This is a genomic window from Gloeomargarita sp. (assembly GCF_053491055.1).
Map to the genome: position 1 here is coordinate 1 of NZ_JBRCEP010000023.1, position 12,273 is coordinate 12,273.

At 57.8% G+C, this 12,273-nt stretch carries 15 protein-coding genes and 1 tRNA gene; 9 read left to right on the forward strand and 7 right to left on the reverse strand.

The window, feature by feature from the left end; genetic code table 11:
* Positions 1 to 17 precede the first annotated feature (17 nt).
* Both ACWISF_RS02375 and ACWISF_RS02380 read left to right on the forward strand, forming a co-directional pair.
* Positions 18 to 485: an IS630 transposase-related protein gene (locus tag ACWISF_RS02375; protein ID WP_448379993.1), complete on the forward strand. Its 468-nt coding sequence runs from the start codon at positions 18 to 20 to the stop codon at positions 483 to 485.
* 161 nt (positions 486 to 646) lie between these two features.
* Positions 647 to 913, forward strand: a complete 267-nt coding sequence (locus ACWISF_RS02380; RefSeq protein WP_448379994.1) for a transposase — start codon at positions 647 to 649, stop codon at positions 911 to 913.
* 357 nt (positions 914 to 1,270) lie between these two features.
* Here the strand turns inward: ACWISF_RS02380 and ACWISF_RS02385 are convergent, their stop codons facing one another.
* Both ACWISF_RS02385 and ACWISF_RS02390 read right to left on the reverse strand, forming a co-directional pair.
* Positions 1,271 to 1,798, reverse strand: a complete 528-nt coding sequence (locus ACWISF_RS02385) for an SLOG cluster 4 domain-containing protein (protein WP_448379995.1) — start codon at positions 1,796 to 1,798, stop codon at positions 1,271 to 1,273.
* A complete protein-coding gene (locus tag ACWISF_RS02390) occupies positions 1,788 to 2,105 on the reverse strand; it encodes a DUF1825 family protein (RefSeq protein WP_448379996.1) in 318 nt (105 codons plus the stop codon). The genes ACWISF_RS02385 and ACWISF_RS02390 overlap by 11 nt, the downstream gene beginning before the upstream one ends.
* A 229-nt stretch (positions 2,106 to 2,334) precedes the next feature.
* Between ACWISF_RS02390 and ACWISF_RS02395 the strand changes: the two genes are divergently transcribed.
* Positions 2,335 to 2,532: a hypothetical protein gene (locus ACWISF_RS02395; RefSeq protein WP_448379997.1), complete on the forward strand. Its 198-nt coding sequence runs from the start codon at positions 2,335 to 2,337 to the stop codon at positions 2,530 to 2,532.
* Positions 2,533 to 2,650: 118 nt separating this feature from the next.
* On the opposite strand, the gene ACWISF_RS02400 is transcribed toward ACWISF_RS02395, so the two are convergent.
* A tRNA-Arg gene (locus tag ACWISF_RS02400) sits at positions 2,651 to 2,723 on the reverse strand.
* A 101-nt stretch (positions 2,724 to 2,824) separates the two neighbouring features.
* On the opposite strand from ACWISF_RS02400, the gene ACWISF_RS02405 reads away from it, so the two are divergent.
* Together ACWISF_RS02405 and ACWISF_RS02410 are read left to right on the forward strand one after the other, a co-directional pair.
* A complete protein-coding gene (locus ACWISF_RS02405) occupies positions 2,825 to 3,460 on the forward strand; it encodes a hypothetical protein (protein ID WP_448379998.1) in 636 nt (211 codons plus the stop codon).
* A 5-nt stretch (positions 3,461 to 3,465) separates the two neighbouring features.
* On the forward strand, positions 3,466 to 3,990 hold the full coding sequence (locus ACWISF_RS02410) for a deoxycytidylate deaminase (protein ID WP_448379999.1): 525 nt from the start codon (positions 3,466 to 3,468) through the stop codon (positions 3,988 to 3,990).
* Positions 3,991 to 3,997: 7 nt separating this feature from the next.
* On the opposite strand, the gene ACWISF_RS02415 is transcribed toward ACWISF_RS02410, so the two are convergent.
* Positions 3,998 to 5,203, reverse strand: a complete 1,206-nt coding sequence (locus tag ACWISF_RS02415) for a type IV pilus twitching motility protein PilT (protein WP_448380000.1) — start codon at positions 5,201 to 5,203, stop codon at positions 3,998 to 4,000.
* 236 nt (positions 5,204 to 5,439) lie between these two features.
* On the opposite strand from ACWISF_RS02415, the gene ACWISF_RS02420 reads away from it, so the two are divergent.
* A complete protein-coding gene (locus ACWISF_RS02420; protein WP_448380001.1) occupies positions 5,440 to 6,024 on the forward strand; it encodes a type IV pilin-like G/H family protein in 585 nt (194 codons plus the stop codon).
* Here ACWISF_RS02420 and ACWISF_RS02425 read toward each other — a convergent pair.
* From ACWISF_RS02425 to thrB, 3 genes are all read right to left on the reverse strand, one after another.
* Positions 5,926 to 6,693 carry a type III pantothenate kinase gene (locus ACWISF_RS02425; RefSeq protein WP_448380002.1) on the reverse strand — a complete coding sequence of 256 codons (768 nt, stop codon included), beginning with the start codon at positions 6,691 to 6,693 and terminating at the stop codon, positions 5,926 to 5,928. The genes ACWISF_RS02420 and ACWISF_RS02425 overlap by 99 nt on opposite strands.
* Positions 6,690 to 8,417: a polysaccharide deacetylase family protein gene (locus tag ACWISF_RS02430; protein WP_448380003.1), complete on the reverse strand. Its 1,728-nt coding sequence runs from the start codon at positions 8,415 to 8,417 to the stop codon at positions 6,690 to 6,692. The genes ACWISF_RS02425 and ACWISF_RS02430 overlap by 4 nt, the downstream gene beginning before the upstream one ends.
* Positions 8,418 to 8,510: 93 nt before the next feature.
* Positions 8,511 to 9,413 carry a homoserine kinase gene (gene thrB, locus ACWISF_RS02435; RefSeq protein WP_448380004.1) on the reverse strand — a complete coding sequence of 301 codons (903 nt, stop codon included), beginning with the start codon at positions 9,411 to 9,413 and terminating at the stop codon, positions 8,511 to 8,513.
* 531 nt (positions 9,414 to 9,944) lie between these two features.
* Here thrB and sds point away from each other — a divergent pair.
* The 3 genes from sds (at position 9,945) to nusB (ending at position 12,265) form a co-directional block, all read left to right on the forward strand.
* Positions 9,945 to 10,910, forward strand: a complete 966-nt coding sequence (sds, locus tag ACWISF_RS02440) for a solanesyl diphosphate synthase (protein WP_448380005.1) — start codon at positions 9,945 to 9,947, stop codon at positions 10,908 to 10,910.
* A gap of 69 nt (positions 10,911 to 10,979) precedes the next feature.
* Positions 10,980 to 11,654, forward strand: a complete 675-nt coding sequence (locus ACWISF_RS02445) for a DUF502 domain-containing protein (protein WP_448380006.1) — start codon at positions 10,980 to 10,982, stop codon at positions 11,652 to 11,654.
* Positions 11,654 to 12,265: a transcription antitermination factor NusB gene (gene nusB / locus ACWISF_RS02450; protein ID WP_448380007.1), complete on the forward strand. Its 612-nt coding sequence runs from the start codon at positions 11,654 to 11,656 to the stop codon at positions 12,263 to 12,265. The genes ACWISF_RS02445 and nusB overlap by 1 nt, the downstream gene beginning before the upstream one ends.
* Positions 12,266 to 12,273 lie beyond the last annotated feature (8 nt).

Below are 12,273 nucleotides of genomic sequence, written 5' to 3' on the forward strand. Positions count from 1 at the left end.
GTCGTATTATAGGATAGATGCTGTGGAGAAAAGCGATGGCAAGACCATACAGTTACGATTTGCGTCAAAAAGCAGTCGCAGCAGTCTTAAAGGGGGCAAAACTAGTTGAGGTTAGTGAGTTATTTGGTATGAGCATCAGAACCGTACAAAGATGGTTAAAAATCTGGTCAGAAACTGGTGATTATCGCCCGAAACAGAACGATCAAAAAGGTCATAGTGCTAAGCTTACTGATTTGGAGAGATTTCGCCAATTTGTCGAAGCCAATCCAGGGTTGACACAAAAAGAAATGGGAGCCATTCTCGGTGTCAGTCATACAACCATTGGTCAAGCCCTTAAAAAAATCAACTTTACCCGTAAAAAAAAACATACTCTTGAAGAACAAAACGAAGAAGAGCGACAACAGTTTATCAAGACGATGAAAGAGGAAAAGAATGAAGATTTAGTCTATATTGACCAGTCTGGGGTGGATAATCGAGATATTTAGGAATATGGTTGGGGGGCGAAAAGGACAAAGAATATATGGGCAACGACCTGGCAAAGAGAGAAAGAGAATCAGCATGATGAGTGGTTATCATTTAGGGCAATTAGTTGCATACTGGGATTGGTAGTTGTCATTTGCCAGTCTTGATTGCCTGGTTGACAGAGATGTGGTTGCCGACCATTGGAGCAGGGAAGAAAATTGTTTTAGATAATGCCAGTTTTCCTCGTTGCCAACTCGTTCGGAAGGTTGTGGCAGCCGCTGGGTGCGAATTGATATATCTACCGAAATACTCTCCCGATTTAAACCCGATTGAGCATCCATGGCATAGAATCAAGCAAAGAGTTAGAAAAACTATGACATCTACAACCCAAAACCTTCATGACCTCATCGATTCAGTCATCTGCTCTATATGTCAACCTTTGCCTGCTTAGCTATAGCTCGCGGGGGTGTGGGGGTGGATAAGCCCCGCACGGTACCGGGATACAGCCACCCCCACGCGGTAGAATCGGGTTGGCCATACAAAACGGTGTTGCCGGAATCTGGTATGGCTACGCGGTGGGACATCCCGTGTCTGCACGCAGAGGGTTCTTGCGGAAGCTCCCCGGTCGCGTCAGCGGGACGGAGTCCTTTGAAGCGTGAAGCCCGCTCTCTGTCCGTAGGACGTTAGCAAAGCGTGGCGTAGCCATGAGACGGGAGTATGTCACAAGCAACCACCGACACAGAGGGATAGCTTGGTAGGCCCGTCCTGCGGGTTAGCGCAGTAGTGCAGGGCGGCGCTTTTCGGTAATTTATGTGCTTGGGAAATGCTCGGGGTCATCAGGGTGAGATGGCCCCAGGACGGAGCGGAGATAGGCGATGGCCACATCAGGCGTGGGCGCTATTTGCACGCAAGGGGATAACTGCCGGAAAAAATCCTGCACCACCGGCGGCATTTCCAGGAGCACCACCGGTTTGTGAAATTTCACCGCCAAAGCCAACTCCGAGGTCGTGCCTGCCCCCCAACCGCAGCCGATGACCCCCTGACTGGCCAAGATATTGACAACATTGCGGGCTTGCCCCAACCCGGTAGGAATTACAATGTCCAACTCCGGGACGGCTCCTGCCCCTGTGGCATCGTCCAAAATACCCACGGTCAAGCCGCCTGCCTTTTTGGCACCCAGAGTCGCTGCCCGCATGACCCCCACATTCCGCCCGCCGGTCAGGAGTACCCACCCCGCCTGGGCAACCCGTTCTCCCAATTGGTAGGCCACCTGACAGGTCGCCGGTGTCGCGCCCTCTCCTGGCCCCATCACCCCGACAATGACCCTACGACTCAAGTTCCTGCTTCATCCGTGCTAAGGTCTGCTCCATCTGGGCAAACATCTGGTCAGGGGTCAGACCAAATTGCCCCAAAAAGGTCTGCAACTGCTTGATGGTCATCTGGGCCAGAAAATCCTCCGACAACTCCACCCGCTTCATAAAAATCCGATACCGTTCCAACAAGCGCTCCATCTGCTCGATGTACAAACGCTTGCCCTCCCGGTCAAATCTGCCGTAGCGGGTCCCCAACTGCACCAGCTCTTGATAGTCCTTAAAAATTTGCTTGGCCTCCGACTGCACAATCTCCGATTCAAAAAAACTCATAACTATAACCCGTCATCAACGTCCTCTCTTCCACCTTATCCCCCCAAAGCCCCCCCTGGGAGTGGGGAAATCCGTCACAGCTAGCCCCCCCGCCCTCGTTTGTAACATTTTTTGCCGCGACCTATAGACAATCCGCAAAAAATTCTGTATTATTAGATACAGAAAGGTTGAATTGATTGCTCAAGTTGGTTAGGGTGGCAGTCGGCAAATTAGATGGAGGGTTAGCGATATGGACACGCAACAACAAGCTCGGTTACTGATGATGCAACGGACGGCGCAAATTCGGAATCGGCAACAAGCGTTGCTGGGTCGGGCGGCGGCGGAAGCGGGGATTACCCAACTGCATGGCTATTTCGGCCATATTCAGGGGAAGGTGCAACCCACGTTTCGGATTGACTACGACCACGGCCCGAGTGCGCTGAGCTAAAACAGGCCATGGTGCTGGCTAAGGGGGTAGGCTGCCGACTACCCCTATTTTGGTGTTTGCTGTCACGGGTAAAATGGCCTAAAGCCCCGCCTTCTGGGGTGTACAAGGGTGTTTTTGACGAGCATGGAGGGATTTGAACCCCCGACACCCAGACCCGGAATCTGGTGCTCTATCCACTGAGCTACATGCCCGTGCGGTGACTACAGATTCTAAGATTCTAGTGTAACGGATGAGATGCTCACCGCCCATCCCTGTTATCATACCAGATAAATTCCGTTTTGGGTTATTGTGCATGCGTGTGCGTCACTCTCTGCAATGGTTGCGGGCGGTTGTGGTGGCCTTGGCGATTTGTGGCTTGGTGGTGCTGGGGGCGACAGGATTGGCCCAGGCGCAAAAACCGGCTCCGGCAACACCACCGACTAATCCCATTGGTGTGGACCCTTTGGATGTGGCGGTATCACCCCCGAAATTGCTGAGTTTGCAGGGGGGGCGCCGCTTGATGGAAGAGGCGGCGCAGGCGATTGCCCGGCAGGACTACAAATTGGCCGTGTCCAAGTTACAGGATGCCCGCCAGGTGTTTAACCAGATATCCACCTTCCATTCCCAGTTGGTCACCAGTTTTACGGGCATTGATAACCAGGTAGCCGACAGTCAGCGGCGCAAAGCTGGGGAAGCGGCGGAAATGCGCGACCAGGCGACGTACCAATTGGCCTTGGTGCATCGGGCGCAACAGGAACCGGATTTGGCCATTCCTCTGCTGGTACAGATCATTCGCAGCCAACAGCCGACCCGGGAGTTGGGGCAAAAGGCGTACCAACAATTGCTGGAGATTGGTTTTGTGGATGTGCCATTTCCCCGCTTTGGGGATACGACGACGCCCCGACCGACCACCCCGGCAGTACCTGCCCCACCCTCGACGCCGCGCTAAGGGTTATGGAGGCGCGCCCCAACTGGGATGAATATTTTTTGATGCTGGCCAAGCTGGCGGCCACGCGCTCTACCTGTTTGGCATGGCCTGTAGGGGCCGTTATTGTGAAACAGCGGCAGGTGTTGGCGACCGGCTACAATGGCCCCCCATCCGGTTCTCCCCACTGCACGGCCCAGGGGTTTTGCTACCCCGGTTTACCCCGCTGTGACGCCAGCACGACCTTGCCTTCCCGCGCCATTCATGCCGAGGCCAATGCCATCGCCCAGGCCGCCCGTTATGGGATTGCCACCGAGGGCGCCACCCTGTACGTCACCCTGGCACCCTGTCTGTCCTGTTTGAAATTGATCATTTCCGCCGGGATTCGCGAGGTGGTGTACGAAACTCCCTTTCACGGGGACAACACGGTGCAGGCGAGTTTTATCACAGAGGGGTTGGTGCAACTGCGGCAGGTGACGGTCAGCCCGGCGGCTTTGGCCCGCGCCCTCCGGTTTTTGCAAAACGCCACCTCCCTGCTGCCCCAGTTGGGTTAGCGCTGCTTTAATACCCCGCGCGCCCCCGCAGAATCATCGCCATTTCGTTGGGTTTGGGGGAGGCTTCCAAGGCGGTTTCCTCGGTGATCCGGCCCTCCTCGTACAGCCGTTGCAGGCATTGGTTCATGGTACACATCCCATCAAAGGTGGAACGGGGGATGATCTGTTCGATTTCGTCCACTTCGTCCCGGCGGATGTAGTCTTTGATGGCGTCGGTGTTGATCATGATTTCGTGGATGGCCGTCCGTTTGCCATCGGTGGTCCGCACCAGGGCTTGGGCAATCACCGCCACCAAGGTTTCGGCGATCTGTACCCGCATGGGGGGCTGTTCGGCGGGTTCGTAGAGGTTGAGAATCCGGTCAATGGTTTTGACCGCGCTGTTGGTGTGCAGGGTACCAAACACCAAGTGGCCGGTTTGGGCAGCTTTCATGGCGGTATTGACCGTTTCCCGGTCCCGCATTTCCCCGATGAGAATCACATCCGGGTCCTCCCGCAGCGAGGCTTTCAGGGCGTTTTCAAATTTCAAGGTATGGATGCCCACCTCCCGCTGGCGGATCAGGGATTTTTTACTGAAATGGACGAATTCCACCGGGTCCTCAATAGAAATAATGTGTTTGGCGAGGTTTTGGTTGATGTAGTCCACCATCGCGGCCAAGGTGGTGGATTTCCCGGAACCCGTCGGGCCGGTGACCAGGATTAAGCCCTTTTGGTAATGGCATAAATCCTTGAACACCGGGGGCAAATTCAACTGTTCAATGGTGAGAATTTTGAGGGGAATCAGACGGAGCACCATAGCCGGGCCGCGCAGGGAGATAAACAAATTGATCCGCACCCGAATTTTGTCCTGGAAGGTGCAGGCGCCGTCAAATTCCATATTTTTGCGGAATTGCTCAATCTGATCCGGCTGGAGCATTTCGCTCATCCAGCGGTCGTAGGTCTCCAGGTCGGTCACCGGCAGGTCTTCGACAATTTCCATGATCCCCCGTTTGCGGAAACGGGGCCGCTCGTTGACCCCCACATGAATGTCAGAAACCCCCTCCTCTTGGGCGCGAAAGACCAATTCCTCCATCGAGGGAATCCGGCTACCGCCCGTTTTGGCCGTCGGGGGCGGCACAGGTTTGGGCAAAGGCGGTGGAACCGGCGCCGCTGGAGGACGGGGGGGCGCAGGGGGGATGCCACCGCGGGGTGGAGGGGGAATGGGCGTAGTACTCATGGGACGCTACCTCCGGCATGGGCTGATGGTTTGCTTTTTACTGTACCCAAATTGGACCGGGATGTGATCCCAAGGGAAACTGGCAACCGGCTGCGGCTCTTTCACAGGCACCCGCCCATTTCCGTAATCCTACGGTATTAACGAATTTTATGGACAACTTTGTTATGGCGTCCTAGGTTCCTGGGTATGTTAACCGTAAGCGATGCAGATCACAGGCAAACGGGGATATTCTACTTATGAATACGTTTTTCCTGTTGCGGTATTGGTGGTTACGGCGCCGGCCACAGCTTGATAAGAATGGTGGGTTTACCCTGGTGGAACTGCTGGTTGTGGTAGTCATTATCGGGATTTTGGCAGCCATTGCTCTACCCTCTTTCTTGGCGCAATCGGCCAAGGCCAAACAGTCGGAGGCCAAGGTGACGCTCAACGCCTGGATCAAGGGACAAAAACTCTTTCGCTATGAACACGGTCATTTTGGGTCGTTCGGCAGTATATCTATAGGCATGCCTACGGACACAAAAAATTACAACTACGTGGGCGGCGGCGGTGAGGAGAAGGTTGAAAAAGATTACGCCACCTTGACGCCCTACACCAAAAATGCAGCGCTGAAACGGTACTCTGCCGGGGTGGAGTGGGATGTGCTGAAGGTCACCCTACCCGATGGCGCCACTGAGGACAAGACCATTGATGCACCCGTGCTGTGTGAAAGTATTGCGCCCAGTTCAGGCATCTCCATTGCTCCCAATGTGAATGGCGCGGAAGATGGGGTTTGGCCGACCTGCCCCGGTGGCTATGTCAACATCTTTCGGGCAGGCAATTAGCTCCCCCAAAGCGCGTAACAACAAATCCGGTTCCCAACAAAGCGGGATGCCCTCGGCCTGGAGGTGCCGCCATACCCACGCGCCATCGCCGCCGGTGACCACCACCTGGCCACTCCATTGCGCCAGATAAAACCGCAACCCCGCCAACAGGGTGTACCCCATACCGCTTTGCATGGCCTGTACCGTATTCCTGGCCCACACAGGCGGCAAGGTCTCCGGCCAATCCACCAACGGTAATGCCCCAGTGCCCTGATGCAGGCTTTGGCATTGCAAGGCCAGCCCCGGTAAAATTGCCCCACCCAGGAACTGCCCGTGGGCATCCACCGCACTGAGGCTAATCGCCGTCCCCGCATCAATCACCAGCACTGGCGTACCGTACAACCGACTGGCCCCCCAGGCCGCCAACGCCCGGTCCACCCCCAACGTCGCATAGACCCCCGGCAGGGGAATGTCGGCCAAGGTAAGGACGTGGGCGTGCGAATAGCGCTGCCACACCTGCACCTGCGCGGGCACAGGCGACACCACATAAACCGGCCAAACACAATGGTTTTGCACCCAGGTCGTCGTGGGACTCTGCCAGGGGGTATGCCAGGTGCGTTTCAATTGGCCGTGGCGCCACCACCCCCAGTGACAACGGCTATTGCCCGCGATTAACCCCAAAACATTCACGGTGTGTCCGGCGGCAACAGGAGCACCGCATGGGGCGTGGGACGGGGTTCGTATTCCGTATAGCGTTGGCCCCGGTAGGCCAAAGCCGCCGTCGCCCCCGAATCCAACATCACCGCCTCCCGAAACCCCACCTGCGCCAGCACCTGCCCCAGACGCACCGAATCCACCCGATTGGTGGAAATGCCAATCATCGGCTGGCCGCTCTGGAGCACCCCCCAAAACGCCCGGTGCCGCTCGGCATCAAAACCAAACAGATTCCCGAAACTGGCGTAATCCCGCGGTTGCCCGTCCTTGACCAACCAGGCAGACGCCACAAATAGGTCCGTCACCCCCGGCACCTGTGCCTGCACCCCCGCCAAGGTATTGTGTTGCACCGGGTCAAAGGGCAAAAACCGCACCGTCTTGGGCGTCATCACCACCAAAGGCCGCCCCTTGAGCTTGGGATTGTCCCCCTTCCCCCCCGGAATAAATTGCCCCGTATTTTGCGCCAACACCGGCCCAATCATCACGTTGGACGTGAGGGATTCCAGCGAGAAAAACCCGCCATCGACAACCGCCACCGCCCGCGGTTCCTTGCGCAAAAATTCCTCCACCTGGTAACGGGAATCGGCGTGGTAGGTAACCGGTCGCCCGCCGCTAACCAACACCAAATCCACCCCCGCAATCGTGCGGCGTTGCAGGGTGATTGGGGCGGTGAAATCCACCCCCGCCAAGGGAGCTGGCGGCGCTGCCCCCCCCCAGACCGTATCCACCAGGCTCGGCAAACGGGACTGCCCAAACCGCTCAATCGTCAGCACATCCGCCGACTGCCCGGCATAAAATTCCTCCCCATTGCGCATGGTCAAGGCCGCCAGATAACCCGCTTGCCGCACCGCCGCCTTTACCCGGTCATCGTAATGCCCCACCGGATAAGTGAAGTAATGAACCGGTCGGCCCAACGCTTGCTCCAAAATGCGTTTGGATTCGGTCAATTCCCGCGCCAATTCCGCATCGCTCAAAGGCCGCAAATCCAAAGGATGGGTGACACTGTGAGAGGTAATCGTCACCAGCGGGTCCTGCGCCATTTCCCGCAACTGCGCCCAGGTCATTTTGGGTCGCCCCGCCGTTTGCCCCACCCCCTGCGTATAGATGGAAAACGCCGCCGGGTAACCATATTTCCGCAACAGGGGATAGACGTATTGGTAATGCCCGGCATACCCATCATCAAAGGTGAGCAGAATCGGTTTGGGGGGCAGGGGCAACCCCGTGCGCAAATGGGTCACCAGCGCATCCAAGCTCACCGGCGTCAACCCCTGTTCCTGGATCAACCGCAAATGGGCGGCAAATTCCTGGGGCGTGACATCAAAAAACACCTGTTTTTCCGGCAAAATATCATGGTACATCAGCACGGGCACCCGGGCGGTTTTGGCCGCCGCCGCAATTTCCGGCCAGGGCGCTTGCCGCAGAAACGGCATGAGGGCATCCCCCAAATTGGCCGCAAACGTAACCGCATCCCACCGCTGCTGGGTCATGGTTTGGGTTGCCGGCAAGTGCCAGCAGGTCAGCACATCCAACTCCGTTAAAGAACCCGCAGTACAATCTTCCCGTTTGGGGCCAACAGGTGGTTCCGACCAGAGGGGACCCCAGCGCGCCGACGGCAATACCAGCACGGCCATCACACCCGCCAAGGCCCCCACCCCCAAACCGGCCAGCAGGGCAGGCCAGAGGGTAGGCTCTCGTCGCATACGCCCCTTGCTTTTGACCATTGACCTTTTGCCAGGGGGTAAACGCCCCCATTGTACGCTGTCCTACCCATTCTGCAAAGGGGCAAACACCCGCTAAGCCGCCGTCACCTGCGCCCCCTGCGCGCTCACCCGGGCAATGCGCGCCACCGCCTGCACCCCTACCCCTTGCCAGGCCTGCACCATGGCCTGGGCCACCGCCTGCGCCTGAGCAGGAGCCGTCAACGCCAACAAAGTCGGCCCCGCCCCACTGATGACCACCCCATAGGCCCCCGCCGCCAGCGCCGCCTGTTCCACCTGGTCGTAACCGGGAATCAAACCCCGTCGGTAGGGCTGATGCAGATGGTCCTGCAACCCCGCGCGCAACAACTCCGGCGCCCCCTGCTGCAACCCCTGGAGCAAACACCCCAACGCCCCCAGATTGGCTACCGCCTCCCGATAGGAAACCTGACTGGGCAACACCGCCCGCGCCTGCGCCGTAGATAAGGCAAACTCCGGAATCGCCAACACCGGCACCACCTCCGGGTGCCAAGGAATCCCACACACCTGCGCCCCACAGGTCAAACGACAGCCCCCCCACCAGGCGGGCACCACATTGTCGGGATGCCCCTCCAGTTCCACCGCCCAGGCCAACCCCTGCGCTACCGAGAACGGCTCCCCCAGCAAATAACGCGCCGCCTGTATCCCCGCCACAACTGCCGTCGCCGAACTGCCCAACCCCCGCGCCACAGGCACCGCCAATTCCAGAGTCAACGTGACCGCTGGCACCGGTTGCCCCAACCGCTCATACACCAGCGCAAACGCCCGGTAGGCCAAATTCTCCCCCGTCAACACCGCCCCTTGGAGCCGCAGCGGCTCTCCCTGCGAGCGCAACGCAAAATGAAACCGGTTGCCAAAATCCAGCGCCGCCCCCAGACAGTCAAACCCCGGCCCCAAATTCGCCGTAGTCGCGGGCACCCAGACCGTCACCCCTGGCACCGACGTTGCCGCCGCGCCCATAGCCACAACAAAAGATAAATACACCCAATATAACCTGTCGCCACCACCAGAATCGCCACCGGTAACGGAACGACCATGACTCCCACCCCGTATGCAGCCTGTATCCTCAAAACCTCCCCCACCACCACTCCCCAACCGAACCGCGCCTGCCCCCTCTTCCGGGAACATCCACCGTCGGTTTATGACAAACTTGTTAAAAAAACTAAGTTTTATTAAACTTTCATCCGCGCCTACAAACTCCGGACGGCGAAGCCTGTGGCCGTGGATACAGCGTTTTCACCCCACAAAATTTAAGTTAACACAAAGGCAGCCAAGCCTGAAAAAAACATGACGATTGCGTAACATTTCCCGGTTGGCGGCCTCCAGGCAGGACAAGGCCACGAACCTATGACCGCGAAATGGTAGTCCCAGCGGGCGCTAGCGCATACCCACAGGCCGCAAGTGTCCCTATGGGTTGTTCCAGGTGGTCTGGCTTGGGATTCATCCCTTAGAATGAAGATACATAATGTAAAAAAATGTAACTCCATTGCCATGACCCTTGTAACTGCCCCGTTTGCCCCTGTGGAAGATGACCTCAAGCAGTTGCGCGAGCATTTGCGCCAGTTGGTGGGGGGGCGGCATCCGATTCTTTCTGCCGCTGCCGAGTATTTGTTTGGGGCGGGGGGCAAGCACCTACGTCCGGCGTTGGTGTTGTTGGTGGCGCGGGCGACGGCGGGGGAGGTGACCCCGCGCCATCGGCGCTTGGCGGAAATTACCGAGATGATCCACACGGCCAGCCTGGTGCATGACGATGTGGTGGATGGGGCGGATTTGCGCCGGAATGTCCCGACTGTGCATAGCTATTTCGGCAACCGGGTGGCGATTTTGGCGGGGGATTTTCTCTTTGCCCAGTCCTCGTGGTATTTGGCGAATTTGGACAATTTGACGGTGGTGAAACTGCTCTCGCGGGTGATTATGGATTTTGCCGAGGGGGAAATTCGCCAGAGTATGACCCATTTTGACCCGGATGTGTCCTTTGAAGATTATGTGGAAAAAAGTTTTTTGAAAACGGCTTCCTTGATGGCGGCCAGTTGCAAGGCGGCGGCGGTCTTGAGCGATTGCCCAGAGGAGTTGTGCGAGCAGATGTACCAGTATGGGCGGTATTTGGGTTTGGCGTTCCAGGTGGTGGATGATATTTTTGATTTCACTGCTTCTGCTGCCGTATTGGGCAAACCGGCGGGGTCGGATTTGCGGGAGGGGAATTTGACGGCGCCGGTGTTGTTTACCCTGGCGGAGGCCCCGGTGTTGCGGACGTTGGTGGCGCGCAAGTTTAGCGAACCGGGGGATTTGGAGCAGGCGGTGGCCCTGGTGCGCATGGGCAGCGGCATTGAGCGTTCCCGGCAGATAGCGCAGGAGTATGCCCAGAAGGCGGCGACCTTTTTGCGGGATATTCCCCCTTCGCCGGCGCGGCAATCGCTGCTGGACTTGACGGAGTATGTGGTGTCACGGTTGCACTGATGCAGATGACCGGTGTAGCTGGCACAGGATAGAATTGGGAACATTCCCTGGGAGGGAACGGAGCGGCTTATGTCCAAGTGGCAACAGGATTTGAAAAATGACCTGATCGCCGGGCTGCTGGTGGTGATTCCGCTGGCGACGACCATTTGGGCGACCTTTGTGAGCGCCAATTGGGTGATCCAACTGCTGACGCGCATTCCCAAGCAGTTGAATCCCTTGAGTTTGCCGCCCCTGTTGCAGGATTTGGTGAATTTGTCGGTGGGGTTGGCGGTGCCGCTGCTGGGGATTTTGTTGATCGGGTTGATGGCGCGCAATATTGTCGGGCGGTGGTTGTTGAATTTGGGGGAGCAGATTGTCCAGCAAATTCCCCTGGCCGGGTCGGTGTACAAAACCCTCAAGCAGTTGTTGGAAACCCTGTTACGGGATTCTCACCAGAAGTTTCGCCGGGTGGTGCTGGTGGAGTATCCGCGGCGGGATGTGTGGGCGGTGGCGTTTGTGACGGGGACGCCGGGGGAGGTGATCGAGCGGTCGTTGCCGGTGCCGCGGCAGGAAACGTTGGTGAGTATTTTTATTCCCTCGACGCCCAATCCGGCTACGGGTTGGTATGCGATGGTACCGGAGCGGGATGTGGTGCCGTTGCCAATCAGTGTGGAGGACGCCTTTAAGCTGTTGGTTTCCGGGGGGATTGTCAATCCGACGCTGGCGGCGCGCCCGGAATCCCTGGTGCGTTCGGAGCATTCCTGATGCAACCCCGCCGGGTGGCCCGGGAATTGGCCTTGTTGGGCTTAAGCCAGGTCTCTGCCACGCGTGAGGTGGCGGCGGGGGAATTGGACAGTTTGATTTTGGGGGCGTTGCGGGTGTTGACCCAGGAATTGGAGGAAACCCTGGAGCAGGCCAGCAGTTGCCTGAAACGGGCGTACCAGCAGGTGGAACACGCACCCCATCTGGCAGAGGCCCAGTTGCGGGAGGCCATCGAGACGACACGCCTGGCGATCAACTACCTGGGGGCGGCCACCCAGTTGCCGGAGTGGGTCTATTTGGCGGGGCAGGCGGAGGTGCAGGCGTTTGCCCAGACCTTGTTGCGTACCTGGCACCAGCACCGGCAGCAGATTGACGACCTGTTGCAGCGGGGCATCCAGGGGTGGCAACTGCAGCGTTTGCATCACATGGAGCGGGACATTCTCCGGTTGGCCACGGCGGAATTGGTGTTTTTGGGGACGCCCGTGCAGGTGGTGATGAACGAGGCGGTGGAGCTGGGGAAGCGCTACTGCGGGGAAGACAGTTACCGGTTTATCAACGGCACGCTCCGCCAGATTTACCTGTTACACCAGCGGGAAACCGCAGCCCAAAGTTAAGACCGGGC